Source organism: Colwellia sp. MB02u-9 (assembly GCF_014077085.1).
GTDB lineage: Bacteria > Pseudomonadota > Gammaproteobacteria > Enterobacterales > Alteromonadaceae > Cognaticolwellia.
This window is the reverse complement of the sequence record NZ_JACGVF010000099.1, coordinates 182,064-207,799: the sequence shown is the minus strand read 5'-3', so window position 1 is coordinate 207,799 and position 25,736 is coordinate 182,064. Positions and strand designations below refer to the sequence as shown.

Genomic DNA, 25,736 nt, shown 5'->3' with positions numbered 1-25,736 from the left:
GGATTTATGTCATTTGTTACAAAATCATTATATACATATTTATAGTGAAAATTATAATTTAGGTTATCTTGCAAAGTACTAATAAAGAAATTTAATGAAACACGTACAACTTACTAATAATGCCGTTTGCAGCATTTGCTAAGATATAGTTTGTAAAATCAGGCTGTTTGGTTATCAGTTTAATAATTTAGTACGTTACAAAGCAGTCGTTACTCATAAAATATAACAATGGAGCTCAAAATGTTAAAAAAAACATTACTAATTAGCATTACCATATTACTTGCCGCTTGTAGTTCAAGCCAGTCAGGCTATGCTGATAAATCTAAAGAAAATGATGATAAATATACCAAGATGGCAAATGATAAAAATATGGTATGTGAGTATAGAGCTACGACAGGAAGCCATCTAAAAAAACGCAGTTGTATGTCGAAAGAATTGGCTGACGAAGTAAGAAGAAGAAACCAAGAAGCGCTTAGATCACAAGAAAGTAAAGCCCAAACTAGCGCTGGTTCAACAATTTAGCGATTGAATAAGTGCTAGATTATAATTTACATAGTAATGTGATTGCTAAATAAAGCTTAAGTAGCTTCTGCAGAAAGCTAATCCTTAACTATTGAGTAGTTAGGGATTTTTTATGCTTCAATGTGTCGATAGCATGGTTTGAAATAAGGTTGTTACAATTCGATGGAGAAGCACCTAAATAAGTAAAGAAAACCAACAAAGCTGAAATGCTATTCCATATACTTATACTCCCCGCGGATGTCAGCTTGACTCTTTTCGGTATCGCCCCTTATTCTTAATAAATTCAGTTTATAACATAGTTAGTTTATTTGTATATTGGTTGATTGTTTATCGAAAATAAAAGAAAAACAGAAAGATAAATACCTTGGTTGTAGTGTGCTCGGAGTGAACAGGACAGACTTATACCAATTGCATTAAATTACTGCTCAATTGCTGCTGTTTAAAATACCTAATAAAGAAAATAAAAAAGCCATTGAGTCGTTCTCAATGGCTTTTATGACTTTACTTAACTAAAACTAACTTAAAAAGCTAATCCTAAAGTTACGTAAACGTGACGACCTGACGTGTTATAAGTACGCGGGTCTGTATTATCGTTGAAGCCAGTATCTGCATACGGAGGATCTTCATCAAATATGTTATTCAGACCAATAGTTGCCGTCATGTTATCCATGAAGTAACTAAAGCGTGCATCATTAATAATTTGAGCATCAATAGTACGGAAGTCACCGTCAAATGGTTCATCTACTTCACCAATGTAACGAACTGACCATGCTGCAGACCAATCATCGCTTGTGTAGCGAACGTCAGCATTTGTTTTCCATTCAGGGAAGTTACCATCACCACTATTGCGGTAAAAATAACCCGCATTCTCAATTACATCACCATTGGCTTGTGTAATATCATATGTATCATAATAAGTCGTGTCAACGTTGTAAGTTATTGTGCCACCTTCAAGGTCTGTAGAGTAACGAATGTTAAAATCGTAACCAGATGAGTCAACACCACCAACGTTAGTTGTGCGGTCATCAATGTCAATTGAGTTACCGTAAAGTGTGCTATCAGCACCGAAACGTATAATTTTATCACAATGCTCGCCAGTTGCTGCACAGCTATCTAGAATTAACTGCTCACCTAACGTACTAATTGCACTCGTAATTTCGATATTCCAGTAATCTAAAGTTAATGACAAACCTTCTACGAAATCAGGGCTATATACAATACCAGCGGTAAAGATATCAGCTTCTTCTGGTTGTAAATCTTGACTACCACCACGCGTTGAAGATAATTGGTCACCAATGGGTTCGAAACCGGCAGCAGGAACACCATCAGCAATACAGAATGCTGTTGGGTTTGTGTTACAAGGATCAACTACTTCTGGACTGTTGTCTGAAGAACCAGCAAACAGGTCAGATGTAGATGGAGCACGGAATGCTGTTGATGATGTACCACGTACCATTAGTCCATCAAATGGAACCCAACGAACACCAATTTTGTGGTTAGTTGTATCACCAAATGTATTGTAGTCAGAGTAACGAACCGCTAAATCAACTTCTAATACTTCAGCGCCAACAACACCACTTAATAGTGGAACATTAGTTTCCAGGAATACTTCATCTACTTCGTAGCTACCTACCGTTGATGTACGCGATGAGCCAGATGTAATACCTAAAGCAATTAGCGCGTCAGGAAAATCAGCACCTTTTTCTTCACGATGTTCAACACCTACTGCGAAACCTACAGTACCAGCGGGTAATTCAAACGCATCACCAAAGATACTTGCAGACATGATTTGCTGTTCGTTAGAACCCACATCATGTGCTTCAAACAACATATAATCCATCATTTCTTGGCTAATTTCACCATCTGTACCTGGAGTACCGAAGGTATTTAATGATACACAGCCTGCAATTGGAGCAGCTTCAGTGCCACAAACTACATTACCAAGGTCATCCATAAAAGATGGACCAACAGCTGCGCTAACTTTTTCAAAGTTTACACCGCCAGCACCTTGTGTTGCTGAATCGTTACGACCAAAAATGTAACTTGCTTCCCAGCCCCAACCATTGTCAAATTCACCGTCCATACCAATCATAGCACGTACCGTTTCAACGCGGAATTGTGAATCACGTCCACCTGTTTCAACCATACGACGACGCCAATCAGCAATATCTACTGTATCGCCATTTTTGTCTTTTGGACCAAATTGTTGATTGTAGTAGTTGTCTGCAGAGTAAGTTGCATCACCCCAGCCAAAAAATGCTAATGGTGCTAATGGCAACGGTGCTAGTTTTGTTTTAGAAGTACGACGGTTAAAGCTTAATTCAGTAAATACACGAACAGTATCAGTGATTTCATAAGAGCCTGAAGCATAAATACCGTAACGCTCTTGTGGCGTTAAGTGATAGTTAGCTGGTGCGAAGTTGTAAGTATCTTTATCCCAATCCCAACAATCATAACCCGTAGCATTTGCTGGGTTAGAAGGATCAGATTGACCTGGACCATTTGCTGCGCCGTGAGTAAATGAGTTACAAGTACCTGTAGGTAAGTCAAATTGTTGGTTACCATCTGTATCTAAATCAGGGTTGCCATCTTCATCTAAACGAAGTTGAGTAAAGTTATCTGGGTTAGCTGAGTTTACACCGTTGTAACGTCCCCATGGTGGAGCCGAAGAGCCCCCTGGAATAAGTTCGCCATCTGCATTCATACCATAATCGAATTTAGACCAATCACGATCGCCAGACCATTGTGCGCCCTGCTGAACATAGTATGCATTTACAACAGCATTACCTTTATCGCTTGAAAAACCTATGGTTAAATCCATATTTTTGGTTTCGCCATCCCACTCTTCAGTGCCGATATCATAACCTGCATTGAATTCGAAGCCTTCAAAGTCATCACGAGTGATAATGTTTACAACACCACCGATAGCATCAGATCCGTAGATAGCTGACGCGCCATCTTTTAAAACTTCAACACGTTTTACAATGGCAGTTGGGATAGTACTTAAATCAACGGAACTATTTGCACCAGTACCAGAGGCAACCATACGGCGGCCATTTAAAAGTACCAATGTACGAGGAGAACCTAAACCACGTAATGAAACACGAATGGCACCTGAACCACCGTTATTGATCGCGGTGTTAGTTGCGGCACCAGCTACAGATGGAATTTCTCGTAAGATATCACCCATATTAGTGATACCTGATGCAACAAGGTCTTGGCGAGTGATAACTTGGACAGGATTTGCACCTTCCATATCAGCACGCTTAATACGAGAACCTGTTACTTCAATACGCTCTACACTTTCAGCTGATTCATCTTCTGCTGAAAATGCAGGTGCTGAAATTGCAGCAGCTGCGCCTGCGCCAAACATCATGGCGACGCGTACTGCTTTAGCTATTTTGCTATTGTTATACATAAATACTCCCTGGACCACTTTCGTGATACTAGTGTTTAAATTCAAGACTATATTGCCTTGTTGAATTATTTTTGGTCAGATACCTGACCTAACGGTTAAGATATTAAACTTAATATTGTTAACAGGTCAACACAAACAGTTACATTTGAATTACTTTAATCAGAAGCAGCAGTCCAATTAAACAAAAAACACATTATAAACAATTAGATAAATAATATTATTTTAAATGAAAACTTACTAAAATAAACATCAACAGATCGCAGTAGCCTGGTTCGCTATAAAAATCATGCCAAATTCGACAGCATATTAAATTTTAATAATTTTGTTAAGAGAGCCAACATTTAAAAGAATAATATTTTGGAAGGTATAAAAGAATAAAAAAACATGTCTATGCAGATAACTTAGGATGGAACAATAGCGTATATATAAACACAATGTGTAGGTAGCCATTACCCTGAATATGCCAGAAGCCATATTTTTAGCTTGGCAGAAACAGTTTAATACCGAAGACGATTGCTTGAAATACTTACAACAAATAAAATAGCCAGATAGTTTTATTTGTCCTCGTTGTGGTAATGCCCATCACTATGCAATAACAAATCGCCATTTATACGAATGTACGCAATGTAAAAAGCAAACATCCGTCATGGCGGGAACACTTTTTCATGACAGTAAAATCACCTTGATTCAGTGGTTTTTTGTTATCTATTTTCTTGGCTCAGAAAAGGGAAGTAAATTAATAGAAATCAATTGGCGCAACGCTAGACTTATTGTAAAGAAACTTAGAACGGCTATAGGGTATAGAGCATAGTTTGTATCAATTAAGTGGCACAATAGAGCTAGATGCTGCGCTAGTTGGTAGCAGACAAAAAGGCAAGTGTGGTCGTGGCGCAGCAGGAAGAAATAATGTGTTATCGCCTGTGAAAGCAAAGATAAAAAAACAGGATTTATTGCTATGGCAGTAGTCGATAGTATTTGTCATTTTAGCGTAGAAAAATTTGTCAAAAAGCACTTAAACAAGTTCAAAAAATTCCTTCAGATGCATTGCCCGCACTGACTATTATTGACCAAACACAAGACTACGAAGCCTGTAATTTAGTTGATGAATGGCTACCGTGGGTACACATCGCCATGGGTAATTTAAAAATATTTTTGTTAGGTACATTACATGGAGTATCAAGGAAATACCTGCAAGAATACTTAGATGAGTTCTGTTATCGCTTCAATCGACGTTTTATCGAAAAACAGATACCAAATCGATTGTTAAATTTAGCAATAATTCATTCGACGATGAAATCGACCTGAGCCAATTGCATAGGCATGTTTATCTATTGGTTGGTTGTCGAAAATAAAAGAAAAACAGAAAGATAAATACCGAGGTTGTAGTGTGCTAAGAGTGCACTGAACAGACTTATACCAATTGCATTAAATTACTGTCCAATTGGTGCTGTTTAAACTACCTGATAAAGTAAATAAAAAAGCCATTGAGTCCGACTCAATGGCTTTTTAGCTTTACTTAATTTAAAAATTATCTTAGAAAGATAATCCTAAAGTAACGTATACATGACGACCTTGAGTGTTATAAGTACGAGGATCAGTATTATCGTTAAAACCAGTATCTGCATACGGTGGATCTTCATCAAATACGTTATTTAAACCAATAGATGCAGTCATGTTATCCATGAAGTAGCTAAAGCGAGCATCATTAATGATTTGCTTATCAATCGTACGGAATCCTTCACCAAACGTCTCTTTAACATCACCTATATAACGAACTGACCAAGCTGCAGACCAATCATCGCTTGTATATCGAACATCAGCATTAGTTTTCCACTTAGGAAAGTTACCATCACCACTATTACGGTAGAAGTAACCAGCATTTTCAATTACGGCGCCATTGGCTTGTGTAATATCATATGTATCATAGTAAGTCGTGTCTACGTTGAAAGTTATTGTACCGCCTTCAAGGTCTGTAGAGTAACGAACGTTAAAGTCGTAACCTGATGAGTCAACACCACCAACGTTTGTTGTACGGTCATCAATATCAATTGAGTTACCGTAAAGTGGGCTATCAACGCCGAAACGAGTGATTTTGTCACAATATTCGCCACTTTTTGCACAACTTGTAAGAATTAACTGCTCACCTAACGTACTAATTGCACTAGTAATCTTGATGTCCCAGTAATCTAACGTTAGTGATAAATCTTCAGCAAAATCAGGACTGTACACAACACCAGCGGTAAAGATATCAGCTTCTTCAGGTTGAAGATCTTGATTACCACCACGCGTTGAAGATAATTGGTCACCAATTGGCACAAAACCAGCGGCAGGAACACCGTTAGCAATACAGAACGCTGTTGGGTTAGTAAAACATGGGTCTACGACTTCTGGACTGTTGTCTGAAGAACCAGCGAACAAATCAGATGTAGAAGGAGCTCGGAATGCTGTTGAAGATGTACCACGTACCATTAGACCATCGAATGGAACCCAACGAACACCAATTTTGTGGTTAGTAGTATCACCAAACGTATTGTAGTCAGAGTAACGAACCGCTAAATCAACTTCTAATATTTCAGCGCCAACAACACCATTTAATAGTGGAACATTGGTTTCAAGGAATACTTCATCTACTTCGTAGCTACCTTCTGTTGATGTACGCGATGAACCCGACGTGATACCTAAAGCGATAAGCGCGTCAGGATAATCTGCACCTTTTTCTTCACGATGTTCAATACCAGCGGCAAAACCAACAGTACCTGCTGGTAATTCAAATGCATCACCAAAAATACTTGCTGACATAATTTGCTGTTCATTAGAGCCAAGATCATGTGCTTCAAAAGTAATATAATCTAACATTTCTTGAGAAACTTCACTGTCTGTACCTGGAACACCAAAAACATTCAACGATACACAACCGGCAATTGGCGCATCTACCGTGCCACAAATTACACTTCCAGTATCATCTAAAAATGACGGGCCTACCGCTAATGCTACTTTCTCAAAGTTTACACCACCTTGTGCGGAGGTTGCAGAGTCATTTGAACCAAAGATGTAGCTAGCTTCCCAGCCCCAGCCATTATCAAATTCGCCATCAATGCCAAACATTGCACGTACAGTTTCAATACGGTAGGTAGAATCACGACCGCCAGTTTCAACCATACGTCGACGCCAATCAGCTATATCTTGACTTTCGCCTGCACCATTTTTTGGACCTACAGTCTGGTTGTAGTAGTTATCGGCAGTGTAAGGAGCAGAATAACCAAAGAATGCTAATGGAGCTAAAGGTAATGGTGCTAATTTAATATCTGATGTACGACGGTTAAAGCTTAACTCCGTAAATACGCGAACACTATCATTAAGTTCATATGAACCCGATGCAAAAACACCGTAGCGCTCTGCAGGTGTTAAATGATAATTTGCTGGTGCGAAATTGTATAAATCGGTACCACCAAAACAGTCATAACCGGCAGTACGGTGATCTGATGGATCAGATTGACCTGGTCCATTAGCTGCACCATGAGTGAAATCTGTACAGCCGTCAGCGTCTTCATCAAAACCACGGAAACGACCCCATGGTGTAGCTGAAGAGCCACCTGGTGTTAATGAACCATCATCTTCCATACCATAATCGAATTTAGACCAATCACGATCTCCAGACCATTGTGCGCCCTGCTGAACATAGTATGCGTTTACAACCGCATTACCTTTATCACCAGAAAAGCCAATAGTTAAATCGATATTCTTGGTTTCGCCATCTGACTCTTCAGTGCCGATATCGTAACCCGCATTGAATTCGAAGCCTTCAAAGTCATCACGCGTAATAATGTTTACAACACCACCAATCGCATCCGAACCATAGATAGCTGACGCGCCATCTTTTAAAACTTCAACACGCTTAACAATCGCAGTAGGAATAGTACTTAAATCAACTGAACTGTCTGCACCAGTACCTGAAGCTACCATACGGCGACCGTTTAGAAGAACTAGAGTACGTTCAGAGCCTAAACCACGTAATGATACGCGAATAGCACCTGAACCACCGTTATTGATCGCTGTGTTAGTTCCCGCACCAGCTACCGATGGAATTTCTTGCAAGATATCACCCATATTAGAAATACCTGATGCAACAAGGTCTTGGCGAGTGATAACTTGGACAGGATTTGCACCTTCCATATCAGCACGCTTAATGCGAGAACCTGTTACTTCAATGCGCTCTACGCTTTCAGCTGATTCATCTTCAGCTGCAAATGCAGGTGCTGAAATTGCTGCAGCTGCACCGGCACCAAAGATCATGGCGATGCGCACTGCTTTAGCGACTTTGCTATTGTTGTACATAAATACTCCCTGGACCACTTTCGTGATATTAGTGTTTAAATTCAAGGCTATTTTGCCTATTTTTGAATTGTTTTTGGTCTTTTGGTTACAGACCTAATTTGCTCTTTTGGGTCGTAAACCTGATATGTCAGCTAAGACATCGAACCCAATATTGTAATAATTAAGTTAACAGGTCAATACAATATTGTTGCAATTTAGTTGCCAGGTCAATACAAACGGTTACGTTTATTGACTTTAGATTAGGTCAACAACTAAACACAGCAAAATACCTGAACAATACTGACTAAAAACAATAAAATGTCATCCCGAGTGAAACTTACATAAATAAACACTAATACATCACAACAACCTAGTTCCATATGAAAATTAAACTATATAAAACAATGGATAAAGTTAAATGATAATATAAACTGAAGAACTGCATTTAAAAAATAAAATCTTTTGAACGATATAAAAGAATAACCAGTTAATTAAGATAAACTAATAATTACAATCACTTAATAAAAAAATAATTACTGTAAACAAAATGAAACGTTTTGCTATTTTTTTATTGGGATTTATTTTGTAACTGAGTTCAAGCAATGCTGAGGCACTATTGTATTACTAGTTATAACTAGGTGGAATATTCGTATTTAAGGTTATAACAGCGCCTAAATTATTAGTACCACAACTCATTAACCGCATATGCAAAATCTCTAAGTTAGGTTTAATTAGTACACATTAATTGAAAACTGATTTCACACGTGAAAAATTGAAAAATAAAGGGCAATCAAATCAAGCTTTCACTGTGGTATAGTTAGCGCTAAATTTTATATGCAATAAACCCTATGATTATTGATCCCGTCCTAGACATGAGTTTATGGATAACCTTATGTAGTGTCGGCTTTGTTGCAGGGCTAATTGATGCAATCGCCGGTGGCGGCGGAATGCTAACAGTTCCAACATTACTAACGTCAGGCTTGCCACCACATGTTGCCTTGGGCACCAACAAACTTGCTGCGTCTTTTGGTTCATTCACCGCATCATTTGCCTTCTATCGTAAAAGACTTTTTAGCCCTAGATATTGGCGATTTGCTATTATTGCTACCGCCATTGGTGCTGTTTTAGGCACCATAATGGTTAATTTTTTATCCGTCGAATTTTTAGATAAGTACATCCCAGTACTCATAGTGATGACCGCGATATATACCTTACTTTCAAGTTCAGTTACTAGTGACATACAGGGTTTGCCGTTAAAAACCATGTCGATTAAATTCAAGCAAGTTGTACAAGGCTTAATACTAGGATTTTATGATGGTTTTGCAGGCCCAGGTACAGGGGCATTTTGGGTAAGCTCGTCTAATGCAATATATAAGATCGATATTCTTTTAAGTTCTGGCTTAGCCCGCTCCACCAATTTTGTCAGTAACTTTTTTAGCTTATTAACCTTTATCTATCTTGGCCATGTTAACTTTGTCTTAGGCATTTCTATGGGAATATTTATGATGCTAGGTGCGTGGGTAGGCGCTCATTGGGCGATTAAATTTGGTAGTAAGTTTATCCGCCCAGTATTTATTACTGTGGTCATTTTAATGTCTGTTAACTTGGGCTACCAAGCTTGGTTGAGCTAAGAAAGGTTACTTATGCAAAGTGCAATTAATAAAATTCACGCCATTCTTGATCAACTTAACGAGCAAGCTCTGCAAGTTGATCAAAAAAATAAGCAGTCTAAATCACATAAAATAATTCAAGAAAATGATATTTTTTCTGAAGCATTATTCCTCACCCATAGCGATCAGTTCCACCCTTATATTGTTGAAGTAAAAAATAAAACTAATGAATTGTCTCGATTACTATCAGCTAACAAGAATGCACTTGCACACAGCCGTTTACTGATATTAGAACAGCAAATATCGGCGTTGCGTAACGCATTGAATTCAAATAGTGCGCTACATAAAGAGCCAACTCAAAGGCTTGTTGCCATAAAAGCCCGTCGTTATAAAAAAGCGGCTCAAGCGGTAATGCAATCGAGTCACAACTTACATAAAAAGCTTAATGAAACCTTTGAGTTTGAACGTCGATTAGTAGAAATGATCCAAGTGCGTGAACGACAAGGCCACAACACATCAGCGACACAAGCAAAGCAATTTACCGAAGAAATTCTTGCGCTACACCAACGCCTTGGTCGGTGTCGTCAAGCCATATCTAAATTAGAGCGTGAAATAGCCCAAGCTGAAAAATTTTAACTAACAGCTTACTGCCATTAACTTTTTTGATAAAAATCAATCTAAAGGCATAAAAAGTTGGTGTTTTCATTACACTAGCATTACGCTTGAAAATATAGTTATTAAATTAAGTGACGCCGACATGAAAATTTCTGATGATATTCACAACTACTATGAAAAATTAGTGGATCAGCACTTTGCTACGTTAAAATTAGAAGAAAGCTATGATGCTGAGTTTATAGCCGATTTAGTTTGCGTGGTGTTAAACCAATTACCCACCCGCTATATCCGCCATGAAGTTGATATGGCCTTTTATTTACCCGCATCTGAGCGTTTTGAAATGGAAAGCGATGTCAAAGTAGCGGTAGCAAAAGCATTAGAATTTATGAAAGAACATACTTAGTTTGTTAATGAATAACTGATAAAATTCGACCAAGTCAGGGCGAGATCTAAAAACTAAACAATTAAATCAACTTGGTAAAGCCTTTGAATATTCCAGAGCTTCCTAATAATCATGCCTTAGCAGTTTTATTGATAACGGTATTGGCATTGTATTTATTTCGTCGAGAAGATACTCCCTTAGAAACCTCCTCACTTGCTGTTATAGCAATTTTAAGTGTGATGTTTGCTGTTTTTCCATTTTATAGCGATGGCAAACACTTTGAGCCAAGCTCCTTGTTCTTTGGTTTTGGTCATGAGGCTTTGGTTACTGTCTGTTCCTTGATGATTATTGGTCATGGCATTGTGCGCACCGGAGCCTTGGAGCCTATTGGCCGATACCTGGCCAAGTTGTGGAAAATAAGTCCCACACTATCTTTATTGATCACACTTATTTTAGCAGGCGGGTTAAGTGCCTTTATTAACAATACCCCTGTGGTAGTTTTATTACTGCCTATTTTGATCAGCGTGTCGTTACGCACTAAAACAGACTCATCACCCATGTTGTTACCTATGGGGTTAGCCACCTTAGTCGGCGGAATGGCAACAACGATAGGCACCTCAACAAACCTTCTGGTGGTTAGTATTGCAAAAAATATGGGCGCAGCTGAATTTGGGCTATTTGACTTTGCTAAACCGGCACTGATGGCTTCAGTCGTTGCTGTACTCTACTTATGGCTAATTGCGCCAAGACTTTTACCCCGTAGAGCACCATCAATGCCTGATACGTCGCCACGTATATTTAGTGCTTACCTCAATATAAACGAAAACAGTCTTGTTAACGAAAAAACCATCACCGAAATAATCGCCTTAACTGATGGCCAAATAAAAATTGAGAGTATCCAGCGAGGGCCCGAAAATCGAAATATTATCCCTTTACCCGATACTTTGCTTGTTGTTGGGGACCGGTTAAAGGTTCATGACTACCCCGATCGTCTAAAAGAATATGAAACAGTATTAGGAGCCACTTTATTTTCTGGCTTGCATAAAGTTGACGACGAGCATCCATTAAAAGCTGAAAAACAAACCTTGGCTGAAATTGTCATCATCGCTGGCTCTGGTCTTGAAGGTCGCACCTTACAACAGGCCAATTTCATTCGTAAACATGCCATAACGGTAGTGGCATTGCACAGAGCAGGTAAAGCCATGGAAATTGGTGCTAATGGTATAGGAAACAGTCGCTTGCAGATTGGTGATGTATTACTTGTGCAAGGAGAAACCGAGCAAATAAGTTTATTAAAATCCAAACCCGGTCTGTTAATAATCGATGGGGCAGAATCGTTGCCACAAACAAAAAAAGCCCCATTGGCTTTAGGCACATTACTCGCCGTGGTTGTTTCGTCGGCACTGGGTATTTTACCCATTGAAATTAGTTCAGTATGTGGGGTGCTGATACTGTTGGTGACTAAATGCTTAGATTGGCAAGAAGCTGCATCTGCGCTTAGTACCCAAGTTATTTTAATTGTTGCCGCCTCTTTAGCTTTAGGCTCTGCAATGATGATAACCGGAGGCGCAGAATATATAGCCCAGGTTTTTGTCGCCTTATCTTTTGGTTTACCACCAGGCGGAATTTTAGCCGCGTTAATGTTGTTATTAGCCATATTAACTAATATTGTTTCTAACAATGCTGCAGCCGTTATTGGTACACCTATTGCTATTTCCGTGGCTAGCCAATTAAACCTTTCACCTGAGCCATTTATCTTAGCGGTGTTATTCGGTGCTAACTTGAGCTATGCCACACCTATGGCTTATAAAACTAACTTATTGGTGATGAATGCCGGTGGCTATAAATTTTCTGACTTTATGCGTATTGGTATTCCGCTGATTCTACTGATGTGGGTAACACTCTCTCTGTTATTAAATTGGTTGTATTTATAATCTTGGTGAGGGTGAGGGTTAAGCATAAGTTTACGCCAAGTTGCCATTTGATTGATATTTTGCCTCACAAGGTAACTTTATAGCCCTATTACCTTTACCCAGAATCCCCTTAATTGCGGCTAAAATTTCTTCTGGTTAGCTGAGAAAATATAAAAGCCACCTCCCTCTTACACTGAACGCCCAGTGAGTTTCAAAGAGATTAATAACGATTGTCATCAAAACTATCGTGAAACTAAAGATAAATAATTGATAAGAGGTTTTAGTAACTAGCATGTTAGCTAAAAGTGATCAGCATCGATGTTATTCAGTGATGGGGCTCAGTGGTAATGTACAAAAATTATCACTGGCTGTATTTGAAATATAAGTCAAACTTGCTATTTTATTCTTTACGAAAACGTATAACGCAGATGTTGTTACCGGTATAGACTCATTGATAAACTAAGGGTTTGAGCTATTATTTTTCGCTAAAACGTCATCATGTAAATACTTTTTTCTGTTTTCACTCATATAGTGCTAGCTTAACTTTTATAACTTTTATAACTTTAACTACTGCTATCGTTACCTAGTAATATCATTATTCGCTAAATTAAGGCATAACTTTCATAAAACGTTTAAATTTATCCTGGGCTCTTACCACCCAATGAGGAGCGCCTTCCCCTATCCCTGCCACTTGAATATTTGGATGCATCTTCATCACTGAAGCTATTGCCATTTCTTGTTCAGGGTCGACATCAACAAACAAAATATACTTACCTTCATGCAACATTTCCTTAAACTGTACAAAATTGATATTGGGTGTTTGAATGCCGATAAGGCCGCCCTCCCAAGTACAAAAACCAAGTATAATAATAGACAAGAAAATAAAGGGTATCCAACCCACAGTAGATTCTGTCCAGCCCATAGTATATGAAATCAAGAGAGTGATAATAGCGCCAATAACGCCATAAATAGCACCAACTTTTGTTGAATGGACAACATCTTGTTTCAATACAGACTCTACTGCATGTAAATCATGGGTTTCAACCTCAGTATCATTTTCACTCAGCACATGAATTTGTGAATCAGTAAAACCTTGTGACTTGAGCTCTTTTTCAACTTCTTCAACTTCGTCAATGTCTGCTGTAACGTAAAAGTGTCTGATCATAATTGTTCCACCTAAAATAGGATGTATAAAGTTGCTATTTATAGCTAGCGTATAACTAATGATAAACCGGCTAAACCCCACAACTAAGCCTACTACGTGTTGAAGTATAGCAGCGATTTTTAAAAGACCTTCTGGCAGTGAAGATAAAATATTTAAGCTTTGTATTGGCAATAGATTTGTTAAGGTCTTGTTTTGGAACATAGGTTTTTAACGCTAGGGTGTTAATCTTCTTGTCGTAAATTTTTTTATACTAATTTAATTAAGTGATCAGCTTTTTTATGAGGGAGAATGGATAAATATAAAGCATTAAATTTAGTCAGTAGCTATTCACCTTATCAATTTTATAACGACGATGTTGTTCATTTTAACCATTAAAAATGAGCAGATAATTAATCAACTTGGTATTACTTCCATTGAACTGCCGTCACTATCCCCTAATTACTATTGGGCTTGTGCTTGTTTTAGGGCTTGGTCTAGAGCATTTTGCAGTATTCATTTTTTAAGTCATCAAATTTAGTTAGTTACCATTACTGAGGACTTGTCTGATGGAGTAGTCGAAGGGGCAGTCTGTTGGTATAAAAACCTTAAGGAATATTGGCAAGGAATAAGGTTTCCATTAGCGTCCACTTTGCTATTTTGGATCAAGAGTTCTACTTCGGCACAAGGTAATTTTGTTGCAATCTGGCCTGTTAAATTTTGGCTTAATTTTGATGAGTAATACAGTGCTTAACGAGATGATAGTATGTTGTGCTGTTGCGGATGGTGCGGATAGAGAAAAAATATATAATCGCTGATAACTAATTGAAGCTGCTTTTTCTAAGCTATGCTTAACAATGTACAAACAGGGTTATTTTGATAAAAGAATACTATTACAAGATTACAAGATTACAAATGAGGGATTATAGCTGACTTCGTTGCTGCACCAATTGTAGCCGTTGCGCTTTTCTGGTGTAAGTCATTGATAAAAATAGTGGTGGCAACCCTAATAGCCACACTCCGGCACATGAGTCGTCTGCTGCGGTTGCTTCCTTCCGGACCTGGCCGAGTTCACAGAGTATCATTGCGGAGGGACCAAAAGGGTCACCATAGAGGCGTTAAAAAGAATATCTTCTAACACGGCGCGAATTATGGCTAATCAATGGCTTGGTTGCAAGCGCTAGTTACTAAATTCAGACTGCTTGCGGATTTTTTGCACAAACATCAGTGAAAACTTGCGTAAATTCGATTAACGCTTGATTTATATCGTTCGTTATAACGACTGCAGGATGAAGTCGCACTTCCTTTTTAATCAAATCAAAACTTAAGAGTACCACTAGCACATTCGCTTGCTTGGCAATATGCAAAAATACAGTTCTCCACTCGGTATGTTTTACCGCGAGTTTCTTCTAGTGCAAACGCTAAAATAAATTGCTTATTCTCTTTAAATTTTTCAACTATTTGGCTAAAAACACCATGGCTATGCTTATGCTTAAGTTACGTTCAACACGAAGGCTGTCAATAACCACTTTATTGGCCAGTGATAGATACTGCCCTTAGCAAGAAGTCACAGCTTGATATTTAATGAAAAAATAACCGCGATGCCAGCACCTCGCAAAATTTAAGGGCTGAGGGGCCACCGCAATAATAAACGTTTCATGTTGTGGCAACGCTGCAGTAATTTTCAAACTACAGCGCACCACTGCTTGACTGGCGAATCATCTTACAAGAGCATAATCGCGGGTTGTTATACACGCAGGTAATCTTGGTTTGATTAACAGATTCATTTAATACTTAACCAGTACTTAACGCGATCTTGCTAGCTTTTCGTTAATTTCTAACAACACTGACTTGATCACAAGTAAGTTTTCTTTACCTAGTCTTAGCAATAGTTTTTCTGCGTCATCTAAAGACTCTAGCGATGAATCTTTATATTTATACATAACGCTAAGGCGCTCTAACTCAGGCTGGGTTTTAGGGATTTCCATATCTAAAACCTTGGTTATAGCATTGTGTAATACTTCGGTAAAATCTTGTTCAGGGTAACCTAACTCACCATAAGCTTGATCAATTAACGGCTTAAGTTCAACATACCATTGAACTAGCGTTTCGCTGTCCATTGAGCGTAAAAGATCAACGTAGTTGCTAAAACGACGAGTGCTACTTTCATCCCACTGCAATTTAATGCCGTTGTCTGTGGGTTCTTCTAGCGCAGTAAATTTTTCACTCGGTGTAATTAATGGTGTGTGCTCATAAGCTAAGGTACCTTGGCTGAAATTATCAGTAAATACCACAAACCGGCGGATTATATCTTCTGTAACGACCAGTTTCAGTAATTCTTTGCGCCAAGTTAACGTCGGCAATTTAGTACTAAACCAAGTGTCACTTTCGTCTAATGTTGGTAATAAAATTTCAGGCTCAAGCTCAATAATCTCTTCTTCAACCTGCTCTGTGGTAATTTCTGGTTCAATTAACTCAGGTGTAATTTCAGGCTCAAGCACGGGTGTTTGAACGGGTGCAACGGCAGTAGTAGCGACGGTATCACTACTGTTATCTTCATCTGCTGCAATCACGTAGAAATAGATAACCAAGGCGATAACAGTAGCAATAATTACTGCAATAATGGCCCAAGGCGTTTGTTTTTGTTCAGTATTTTTAGTTGACATAATAACCTTAAATTTATGTAATACCCATTGTATTAATGAATTGGTTTAAGTAATGGCATAGTAAATAATAAATTTTCAAAAACATTGCACGTTACTGTGCATCCGCCTGATTCTCAGGCAAAGCGGCAATAAAGGCCGCATGTTGATTACAATTTTCAGCCACCCGACAAATATTTGGAAATTCACTCATATCAAGATTAAATCGATAGGCGTTATATACTTGAGGCACTAAGCAAATATCGGCCATAGTAATGATATCGCCAAAACAATATTTTCCTGAGTTTACTTTTAACTGCTGCTCAACAGCCAAAAAACCTACATTCATCCAATGATGACTCCAAATAAGTTTATCACTTTCTGGTAGTGAAAAATGATTAACTAGGTATTGTTGTACGCGTAAATTATTAACCGGATGCATTTCACAGGCAACATCAAGTGCAAGCGCCTTTACTTTTGCTTTAGCCACAATATTTTCAGGATAAATAGCCACCGACGGATATTTATCATCTAGGTACTCAACAATGGCAATCGACTGATGCAAAATAACATCATCATCAATCAAGGTGGGCACTAAATGTGTTGGGTTTAATTCAGTGTAAGCTTTTTTATGCTGCTCGCCACCATCTTTAACTAAATGCACGGGAACTGATTCAAATGTCAGCCCCTTTAAGTGCATAGCAATTCTTACTCTATACGCAGCGGATGAGCGCCAATAACCATATAATTTCATATCTAATACTCAAATAGCTTTTGCAGTAAAACCAATATTGGTCAGTTAACGTTAAATTTTAACCGTTTTTTTATTGATATCGTAGTCACGTAATTTGTTGGCAATGGCCGTGTGACTCAGTCCTAATTTTTTGGCTAATTGTCGCGTACTTGGATAAGCAGGATAAAGTTTACGCAGCAAATCGGCTTCAAAATTTTTCACTGCCGCATCCAAAGTACCTTCAAAATCTTGCTCAAGATAACCATGCTCGCGCGTATACGCAGGTAAATGCAAGTGCGAGGTTGTAATAATATTGCCGTCAATTAAGGATACAGCTCGAATCAGCACATTTTCTAGTTGTCTAACATTACCAGGCCAAGGATAGTGTTCAATAAACTCAAGACATTCTTTATCGAAAGAAACATGAGTCTTGCCAACACGTTGACCAAATTTAGCGACAAAAAGTTCCGCTAAAGGCACAATATCTGAACGTCGCTCACGCAAAGATGGAATATTAAGCCCCAAAACATTTAAACGATAATATAAGTCTTCTCTAAACTCTCCAAGAGAAACCATATTAAGTAAGTCGCGGTTGGTTGAACCAATAATACGGACATTAACTTTGATTTCTTTTTCGTCATCAATGCGTCTAAAAGTGCCATCTTGAATGACCCGCAGCACTTTAGTTTGTAATTTGGCTGACATCTCGCCTACTTCATCGAAAAATATAGTGCCGCCGTCTGCTGATTCGAATATACCTTTTTTACTTTTTGCTTCTCCAGCAGCACCAGAGCCAAATAATTCTGTTTCTGCAGCATCGTCAGGTAATGCTGCACAACTTAAGGTCATAAAAGGCTTATCCTTGCGATCACTGGCCGCGTGACAAGCGCGAGCTAATAACTCCTTACCTGATCCTGTTTCACCCACAATCAGCATAGAAGAGTCGAGCAAGGCCATACGCTTTGCTTCGCGTATCAATTTACGCATTGAACTGCTGTTAGACTGGATGCCGTTAAAATCATTTTCATTGGCTTTTTTAAAGGCGCTAATTTGTTGACCTAATCTCGCTTCTGATTTTAATATCAGTACTGCACCCGCCAGTACTTGCCTGCCGTCACCTTCAGCAATGTGAATAGGAATAATGTCGGCGACAAAGTCACCTTCTTGAAATTTAACACGGCGAGTTTGGGCCAGCACTTCTGCACTGCCAAACCAGCGGGTAAAATTAAAACCTTTTAGCCATTGTCCAATATACTCACCAATAATATGCTCAAGCGAGCTACACATTATTTGCGCAGCAATATTATTAACCACACGAATTTGGCCATTATTATCAATCGATATAAAAGGGTCTGGAAAGGTTTTAACTAAGGTTTCAAATTCATTTCTTTCACGCTCAGACGGCATATAAGGTGTTGTTTTAACATCAATAACGCCATCTATTAATCGCAATTGCGGCATGAAACTTTGCAGCTCTGAAAACTCTAAATCAGGGATGTTAATAAAAATTTTCCCTGGTTGTTTTAACTCGATACCACGTAGGTCGATCCCACGTTCAACAAATATTGCTAATACACTTTGCGCAATACCAACTCGGTCCTTGCAACCAATTTCTAAACGCATTTAATAACCTCAAGCAAACAACAAAATCCAATATCACCATTGTAAACTATTTTTTACAACAAAAAAAAGCCCCCTTTAATAGGAGGCTTAGTATTATTGTGTGATATTAGGTTAAAGAAGCTGATCGGTTTTGGCCGCACAAATAAAGTCATTCTTATGCAGCCCTTTAATAGCATGGGTCCACCAAGTAACTTTTACTTTGCCCCACTCTAATAAAATGGCTGGATGATGAAATTCTTTTTCTGCTAATTCAGACACTTTATTTGCAAAAGCCCATGCTAGTTTATAGTTTTTAAATTTATAAACACGTTCTAGCATCATAATACCGTTATTCACTTCAGGTACCCAATCAGGTATTTGAGCCAATAAACTTGCTAATTCGTCATCGCTAACCTTTGGTGCATCTACTTGGCATGCTTCACATTGTTGATTTGATAATTCGCTGATCATAAAAATTCCTTTAACTTACTTTTGAAGTTGTTTTTAATTCAAATTTAGCTGGATGTAGACCTATTTCTTTCGCTTGTTCTACCAACACCATAATATCTTCTACGCTTAATTTTCGTACCTCATCGAGATCACTAACTTTGGTGAGCATAAAATAAACCGGTTGCAAAATATCAATGCGATATTGTGTTCGTAAAACATCTAAAACATCGAGTGGTTTTCTTTCAACATTTTTATCATGTAATGCATATTCTGTTTCAGTTGGAGAAGACAAAATACCACCACCGTATACACGTAAACCTTTAGGGGTATCAAGTAAGCCAAACTCTACGGTAAACCAATAAAGCCGAGCTAAAAATACACGGTCTTCCTTCGAAGCATTTAAACCCATCATGCCATAAGCTTGGGTATAATTAGCAAACGACGGATTAGTCAGTAAGGCACAGTGACCGTATATTTCATGAAATATATCGGGCTCTTGTAAATAGTCAAACTCTTCTTCGGAGCGAATGAAGGTCGCAACAGGAAATTTCTTTTCTGACAGTAAGCGGAAAAACTCACCAAAACCAATCAGTGCTGGCACGGGTTCACAGCTCCAACCCGTTTCTGCCCTTAATACCTGGCTAACTTCTTCTAGTTGAGGAATACGATCAAGTGGCAGATTTAACTTACTTAAGCCGGCGATAAATTCATCACATGCGGTATTTTGTACTGTTGAAAGTTGTCGCGTAATTAACGCTTGCCAAATTTTGTTTTCTGCTGCTGACCATGCAATGTTGCCATGTTCATCTGCAACCTTAGAAACGTACTTACTCGCCTTTGCCATTCGTTTAACCTTATTGAGTGAATATCAATTTTATTATTTTTTGTTAATTTTATTTTGATATTTAAAACTACTTTAGTTGTCATAATCATAAGGCAACACCAATAGAAAAAGCACGACTTTCAAAGTGGCTATTTTTTCACCAGAACAATAAAGCTGTAAAACTTATGTTACATCTAAATATACAGTTAAAGAAATTATATTTATTTTCAGTAGCTTGGCTAACTTCTCTTCACCAGTGATTGCACTTGGCTGACAATCTGTTGACGAATATGCCCAAGCTTTGGCGCATCATCGGTAAAAGGAATAGGGCGACATAAGTGCATGGCTTTGAGCCCCAATCGGGCGGTTAACATACCTGCACCTAGGCCTTGTGCCATACGCGCTGATAATTTTCCTAACAGCTCTGCGCCCAACAGATCTGCACCTAAATCAGCCACTAATTCACTTGCGCCGGCATAAGCCATGTTAATAATCACTTGTTTAATGAGTTTGACTCGGCTCCAGTAACTTAGTTTTAAACCATATAAAGCAGCTATTTTATTAACCAAACGTAAATTTCGCCATAACATCAGTAACATATCAATAATGGCAATCGGACTTAAGGCCACTAAAACAACTGACTCTGAAGAAAACTTTGCAATTTCTTTCAATGCTTTTTGATCCACTTGAGATAAAACGTTGCGAGCATATAACTGCATTATTTCCACATCGTTGTACTCTTCAAGGTTTAACTGCTGCCATGAACTGTGATCAAATTCAGCTAAGTCAACCGGTAAACGCTGAGATATTTTATTACAAAGGCTGGTGGCATCAATTTGGCCTTCTTCATTGATAATATCTTGTGCTTGTTGTTTAAGATTTTGCTGATATTTAAACTGCCTAAGCCCAGAAAATTCGCGCCACACACTACGGCCGCAAATAAGTGATAAACCGGCCAGTAAGATAGCGTACAAACTGGCGATTATCGGCGATTGGCTGAAGCCATTAACAAAAAACTGTACCGCTTCAACCGCCACTAAAGTAACAAAAACCACCCCTAGTGTACGCCAAAGCCAGCTTGATTTTTTGCTGGCAATAACGCTATTATCGTCAACCGTTTCTACTTGCTCATCACAAACCCAATCTTGCTCATTAACAATAATTTGCTGGGTGTTTTCTGTTGTTGGCTTGTCAGTAACATCAACATCAAATAATATTTGTTGTTGATGTTTTTCTTTATTTTCGGTCATTTTAATTTATCTCCAAGCAAAAACTGCAACATTTGATCCATGCGAAGATGCGGTAAACATTCGTCACTACTCGCCGGTTCAATCGGCGAAAAAGCGATATAGTTAAAGGCTTGCTTTTGCCAATAATCAAGCGTTGGAATACTCGCCGGCACCGCACCAGGAAATAAGGTGATCATTTGGCCATTACTTAACTGATGACCTTTAATCACTGGAATATTTTGGCCTTGATACAGGCTTTTGCCTACTTTGGTTGCTTTAACCGAGGCAATAGCGATTGTTTTCATTTTAATGGCATCAAAACTCAGCGCTTGCTTAGTTTGAAAAACCAGCTTGTTGAGCAAGGAAACTAAATTACCGTGTTGTTCAGGTGTGACATGGTCGGCCTTAGTGGCAGCAAAAAGTAATCGATCAATTTTTGGCGAAAATAAACGCGACAGTAAACTCGATTGCCCATATTGAAAACTTTCCATGATCATTGCCATGGCATGTTGTAAATCTGCAAAACTTTCTGGGCCTTTATTTAATGGCGTTAAACAGTCAGCAAGCACAATTTGTCGATCAAAATTAATAAAATGCTCTTGATAAAAACGCCGCACTACACGCTCTTTATATTCAGTAAATCGTGCGCGCAACATGCCGATATAACAGTCGTCTTTAGCATTTTTATAGTCATTACTGTCAATATCGTCAAATCCGCTATAAGGAAAAAACTGCAGTATTGGCGCATCTTCTAACTCACCGGGTAGAATAAAACGTCCTGGTTGAATAACAGACAAGCCAAGTTGATGACGAAAGAGTAACAGTAGGTCGGTATATTCTTGTGATAGTTGCGCTAAAACAACTTCGTCAACACTGGCAAAGGCATCAAACTCAGCCAGTTTATCGAGAAAGCCCTGTGCATGTTCACTTCTGGGTGCCTGCTTAAGCAGTTCTATGGTCTGTTTCGACCATTGCTCAAATGTTAACGACAACATAGGTAAGTCAAGCAGCCACTCGCCTGGATAGTCGGTAATATCAATATAGAGCGTTGCCGACTCCGTAGCATACTTTAATAACGAGTCTTTCGGCTGATAACGCACCGCTAAGCGTAACTCACTAATACCGTTGGTAGGTTTTGGCCATTTTGGTGGCGACTGACACAAGGCTGATAGCGCCCCGTCATATTCAAATCTTGAAATATGAAGATGCTTTTGTGGCACGCGTTTAGCGGCAATGTAACGACCTTGATGGACTACATTAAAAAAGCTGAGCTGCGAATTGTTACCTTCGTTGAGTAACTGATTCACTAAAGAGGTAATAAAAGCGGTTTTACCACTGCGGCTAAGTCCGGTTACAGCCAATGTGATATGTTGATCGATAGAACGATTAACGATATCGCTAGCTTTTTGTTTTAACTTGTTTAACTGAGCTTTATTAATAAATGCCATACTTGAATGCTATCTTTTTATTTTCAATACGTTGAAGGGAGAATACTTGTCTTAACAATACTATCACTGCCTTAGATATTAGCGACTTTTACATTGAGATAACAGTGCTACAACGGCTTTATCATTAAGTTACCACTATAAAAAAAGCGGCCTAGCCGCTTTTTTTATAGTTGATTAATTTCTCGTGACACCGTAAATTCTGGTGAGGTGACATAGCGTTCAATCACTTGTAGTTCCAACTCTAATGTCTTGAACTTGCGCCTAATATCTTGAAATGCTTGTTTAGGCGGCTCACCTGCTTGCCAGATTCGCGATTTCACTTTAATCGACTCATTGGTAATGTCTTCATCAAACCCTTGTTGTTCTGGCGCTTGCTGCTTAGACTGCTGCTGACCAGCCTGACCATGGCCAAAATGACCTCTTTGGGCGTTACGGTTAACATGGCCTACATTGGCGGGTTTTTTATCTAATATAAACCAAGCGGCAATATAGATAACAATAAACCAACCCATGCCTAACAACACACCAGAAACTACGAGTATACGCACCAACCATGATTCCCAGCCAAAGTAATCGGCAATACCTGCACAAACACCGGCTAACTTTCCTTGGCTAGTATTTCGATATAACTCACCTCGGGATTTGCCGTTCATCATTTGTTTCTCCACTCGGGTGTTTCAACATCTAAAATAGCTTCTAAGGTTTTTATTCTGTCAGCCATTTTATCGGCGAGTTCAGACAACTCAGTCAGTTGAATATACTCTTCTTCACTGAAACCCTGGCTAATTTGGCGTTTACTACGATAATGCAATATCAACCAAATAGGCGCTACGACGACCATGAATATAATTACTGGGGCGATGATAATCTCCTCCACGATTTTTCTCCTTTAATTGCACCTAATTAAGGCATATATTCTTAATCTATGATGATTTATTTTTAGTCTCTGATTTCATTTTAGCTTTTAATTGCGCTAATTCATCATCAACTTTTTCATCTGAAGCCAACTCTGAAATTTCATCAGCCAATGACTTGCTGCCCATATCGTAAGATTCGACTTGTGCTTCTATACCATCAATTTTACGCTCGTAGCGGTCAAAGCGGCTGAGCGCGTCATTAACCTTATCGCTGTCAATATTCTGTTTCACTTTTAAGCGTGAGTTTGCTGTTTTTTCGCGCATAATAATCGCTTTTTGACGCGACTTAGCATCGGCTAATTTGTCTTGCAACTGTGAAATTTCACTTTGCAATTTAGCAATATGGCTATCTACGCGGCTTAACTCTTCACGCAAAGCACCAGCGCTTTCAACACATTTTTTCTTTTCCATTAATGCTGCACGCGCTAAATCTTCGCGATCTTTACTTAATGCTAGCTCAGCTTTTTCTTGCCATTGTGATGCATCCGCTTCAAAGCGACTAGCTTGGCGTGCTAATTCTTTTTTATCTGCTAAGGTTTTTGCTGATGAAGAGCGCACTTCAACTAGCGTGTCTTCCATTTCTTGTATGATTAAGCGCACCATTTTTGCAGGGTCTTCTGCTTTGTCTAATAAGTTGTTAATATTAGAATTAATGATATCTGTAAACCTTGAAAAAATACCCATATTTACTTCCTCGTTCAAAAAATGACTTTAATTGTCTTAGGTTTTACTATTCACGTTCTGCGCCAAGTTTTTATAACACTATAATATATTGATTAATAATGCTTTATTATTATTTAAAAAAAGACTTTTCTCTAAGCGGTTAATAAAATACACTATTTGTTAGTGAAAAAAACCAATTATTAGGTCAGTTCATGACACGTTTTAAACAACAAGATAATCTCATTGGCCAATCTAACAATTTTTTAGAGGTGCTTGAGCAAATTTCACAGATAGCACCTTTAAGTAAGCCTGTGCTGATCATCGGTGAACGCGGCACAGGTAAAGAGCTAGTTGCGGCCCGTTTACATTATTTATCTAAACGATGGGATCAAAATTATCTCAAACTTAATTGTGCGGCGTTGAATGAAAATTTATTAGAAAGTGAATTATTTGGTTATGACAGTGGTGCCTTTACTGGCGCGAGTAAACGTCATGAAGGTCGTTTTGAACGCGCAGACAACGGCACTTTGTTTTTAGACGAAATCGCCAATACGACTGGCTTAATCCAGGAAAAATTATTACGTGTTGTAGAATATGGCGAATTTGAACGTGTTGGTGGCTCAAGAACCATTAAAACTAATGCTAGATTAATCGCAGCAACTAACGAAGACTTACCGTCAATGGCTGCAGCAGGGGAATTTCGTGCCGACTTGCTTGATAGGTTGGCCTTTGACGTGATCACCCTGCCGCCTTTACGCGAACGTTTAGACGATATACTGGTATTAGCTGAGCACTTTGCTATTAACATGGCGCGCGAACTTGAATTTGAGCTTTTTAGTGGTTTTACCGCAAAAGCAAAACGTGCTTTACTTGAATATCATTGGCCGGGTAATATTCGAGAATTAAAAAATGTAGTAGAACGCAGTGTTTATCGCTGTAATAATCCACACTTACCTGTGCATGAATTAGTCATAGATCCATTTGAGTCACCTTATCGCCCTTCTAAACGTATGAAGACTCAAGATCGCATCATAGCGACACCTGTTGCACAAACCAGTGAAACCACGACAGCAACGCCGGTTAAAGTAGAACAAAAAATTCAGCCAAGCACGCAAGCCTTACAATTCCCGCTGTCATTAAAAGATTTATCACAAAACTATGAAGTCGACTTGATCAAGTCGGCATTGGCGCATTGCCAATATAGTCAAAAGAAAACCGCTGACGCCTTAGAATTAACCTATCATCAGTTAAGAGGCTACTTAAAAAAATATAATCTACTCGATTCAAGTAGTGCAGACGAAGAATAAAGATTAG

General features: G+C 38.6%; 19 protein-coding genes, 1 other RNA gene and 1 pseudogene. 7 read left to right on the top strand and 14 right to left on the bottom strand.

All coding sequences use genetic code 11. From position 1 onward, the window contains the following. The first annotated feature begins 240 nt into the window (after nucleotides 1–240). Nucleotides 241–522 carry a hypothetical protein gene (locus H4J65_RS15835; protein WP_182198775.1) on the top strand — a complete coding sequence of 94 codons (282 nt, stop codon included), beginning with the start codon at nucleotides 241–243 and terminating at the stop codon, nucleotides 520–522. 520 nt (nucleotides 523–1,042) lie between these two features. Here the strand turns inward: H4J65_RS15835 and H4J65_RS15830 are convergent. Then, on the bottom strand, nucleotides 1,043–3,940 hold the full coding sequence (locus tag H4J65_RS15830; RefSeq protein ID WP_182198774.1) for a TonB-dependent receptor domain-containing protein: 2,898 nt from the start codon (nucleotides 3,938–3,940) through the stop codon (nucleotides 1,043–1,045). A gap of 454 nt (nucleotides 3,941–4,394) precedes the next feature. Here H4J65_RS15830 and H4J65_RS15825 point away from each other — a divergent pair. Next, nucleotides 4,395–5,245 (top strand): annotated as a pseudogene (locus tag H4J65_RS15825) (IS1595 family transposase). A 228-nt stretch (nucleotides 5,246–5,473) separates the two neighbouring features. Here the strand turns inward: H4J65_RS15825 and H4J65_RS15820 are convergent. Beyond that, nucleotides 5,474–8,275, bottom strand: a complete 2,802-nt coding sequence (locus H4J65_RS15820) for a TonB-dependent receptor (RefSeq protein WP_182185018.1) — start codon at nucleotides 8,273–8,275, stop codon at nucleotides 5,474–5,476. An 830-nt stretch (nucleotides 8,276–9,105) separates the two neighbouring features. Between H4J65_RS15820 and H4J65_RS15815 the strand changes: the two genes are divergently transcribed. The 4 genes from H4J65_RS15815 to H4J65_RS15800 all read left to right on the top strand — a co-directional run bounded on the left by H4J65_RS15815 (nucleotide 9,106) and on the right by H4J65_RS15800 (nucleotide 12,795). After that, a complete protein-coding gene (locus H4J65_RS15815) occupies nucleotides 9,106–9,885 on the top strand; it encodes a TSUP family transporter (RefSeq protein WP_182198820.1) in 780 nt (259 codons plus the stop codon). Nucleotides 9,886–9,897: 12 nt separating this feature from the next. Beyond that, nucleotides 9,898–10,500, top strand: coding sequence for a primosomal replication protein PriC (priC, locus tag H4J65_RS15810; RefSeq protein ID WP_182198773.1), 603 nt, complete (start codon nucleotides 9,898–9,900; stop codon nucleotides 10,498–10,500). Between the two features lie 121 nt (nucleotides 10,501–10,621). Then, nucleotides 10,622–10,882 carry a late competence development ComFB family protein gene (locus H4J65_RS15805; protein WP_182136970.1) on the top strand — a complete coding sequence of 87 codons (261 nt, stop codon included), beginning with the start codon at nucleotides 10,622–10,624 and terminating at the stop codon, nucleotides 10,880–10,882. Between the two features lie 83 nt (nucleotides 10,883–10,965). After that, nucleotides 10,966–12,795 (top strand): SLC13 family permease, encoded by a 1,830-nt coding sequence (locus tag H4J65_RS15800; protein ID WP_182136971.1) that lies wholly within the window; start codon nucleotides 10,966–10,968, stop codon nucleotides 12,793–12,795. Nucleotides 12,796–13,381: 586 nt separating this feature from the next. On the opposite strand, the gene H4J65_RS15795 is transcribed toward H4J65_RS15800, so the two are convergent. The 12 genes from H4J65_RS15795 to pspA all read right to left on the bottom strand — a co-directional run bounded on the left by H4J65_RS15795 (nucleotide 13,382) and on the right by pspA (nucleotide 24,443). After that, on the bottom strand, nucleotides 13,382–13,939 hold the full coding sequence (locus tag H4J65_RS15795; RefSeq protein ID WP_182198772.1) for an NAD/FAD-utilizing enzyme: 558 nt from the start codon (nucleotides 13,937–13,939) through the stop codon (nucleotides 13,382–13,384). Nucleotides 13,940–14,919: 980 nt separating this feature from the next. After that, nucleotides 14,920–15,016: signal recognition particle sRNA small type (ffs, locus tag H4J65_RS15790), an RNA gene on the bottom strand. Nucleotides 15,017–15,720: 704 nt separating this feature from the next. Then, nucleotides 15,721–16,581: a DUF3014 domain-containing protein gene (locus H4J65_RS15785; protein WP_182185017.1), complete on the bottom strand. Its 861-nt coding sequence runs from the start codon at nucleotides 16,579–16,581 to the stop codon at nucleotides 15,721–15,723. Between the two features lie 91 nt (nucleotides 16,582–16,672). Beyond that, a complete protein-coding gene (gene maiA / locus H4J65_RS15780) occupies nucleotides 16,673–17,311 on the bottom strand; it encodes a maleylacetoacetate isomerase (protein WP_182136975.1) in 639 nt (212 codons plus the stop codon). A 51-nt stretch (nucleotides 17,312–17,362) separates the two neighbouring features. Further along, on the bottom strand, nucleotides 17,363–18,913 hold the full coding sequence (gene tyrR, locus H4J65_RS15775) for a transcriptional regulator TyrR (protein ID WP_182198771.1): 1,551 nt from the start codon (nucleotides 18,911–18,913) through the stop codon (nucleotides 17,363–17,365). A 111-nt stretch (nucleotides 18,914–19,024) separates the two neighbouring features. Then, nucleotides 19,025–19,360: a 4a-hydroxytetrahydrobiopterin dehydratase gene (locus H4J65_RS15770; protein WP_182137033.1), complete on the bottom strand. Its 336-nt coding sequence runs from the start codon at nucleotides 19,358–19,360 to the stop codon at nucleotides 19,025–19,027. Between the two features lie 13 nt (nucleotides 19,361–19,373). Further along, nucleotides 19,374–20,186: a phenylalanine 4-monooxygenase gene (gene phhA, locus H4J65_RS15765; protein ID WP_182198770.1), complete on the bottom strand. Its 813-nt coding sequence runs from the start codon at nucleotides 20,184–20,186 to the stop codon at nucleotides 19,374–19,376. Between the two features lie 218 nt (nucleotides 20,187–20,404). Beyond that, nucleotides 20,405–21,415, bottom strand: coding sequence for a YcjF family protein (locus H4J65_RS15760; protein WP_182198769.1), 1,011 nt, complete (start codon nucleotides 21,413–21,415; stop codon nucleotides 20,405–20,407). After that, nucleotides 21,412–22,842 carry a YcjX family protein gene (locus H4J65_RS15755; protein WP_182198768.1) on the bottom strand — a complete coding sequence of 477 codons (1,431 nt, stop codon included), beginning with the start codon at nucleotides 22,840–22,842 and terminating at the stop codon, nucleotides 21,412–21,414. Before H4J65_RS15755 ends, H4J65_RS15760 begins: the two co-directional genes overlap by 4 nt. 164 nt (nucleotides 22,843–23,006) lie before the next feature. Beyond that, nucleotides 23,007–23,495 (bottom strand): envelope stress response membrane protein PspC, encoded by a 489-nt coding sequence (gene pspC / locus H4J65_RS15750; protein ID WP_182137034.1) that lies wholly within the window; start codon nucleotides 23,493–23,495, stop codon nucleotides 23,007–23,009. After that, nucleotides 23,495–23,719 (bottom strand): envelope stress response membrane protein PspB, encoded by a 225-nt coding sequence (gene pspB / locus H4J65_RS15745; RefSeq protein ID WP_404842451.1) that lies wholly within the window; start codon nucleotides 23,717–23,719, stop codon nucleotides 23,495–23,497. Before pspB ends, pspC begins: the two co-directional genes overlap by 1 nt. Before the next feature lie 46 nt (nucleotides 23,720–23,765). After that, nucleotides 23,766–24,443 (bottom strand): phage shock protein PspA, encoded by a 678-nt coding sequence (gene pspA / locus H4J65_RS15740; protein ID WP_182136980.1) that lies wholly within the window; start codon nucleotides 24,441–24,443, stop codon nucleotides 23,766–23,768. 191 nt (nucleotides 24,444–24,634) lie between these two features. Between pspA and pspF the strand changes: the two genes are divergently transcribed. Beyond that, the gene (pspF, locus tag H4J65_RS15735) at nucleotides 24,635–25,729 is read left to right on the top strand and encodes a phage shock protein operon transcriptional activator (protein ID WP_182185012.1); all 1,095 of its coding nucleotides are present in this window, start codon (nucleotides 24,635–24,637) and stop codon (nucleotides 25,727–25,729) included. Nucleotides 25,730–25,736 lie beyond the last annotated feature (7 nt).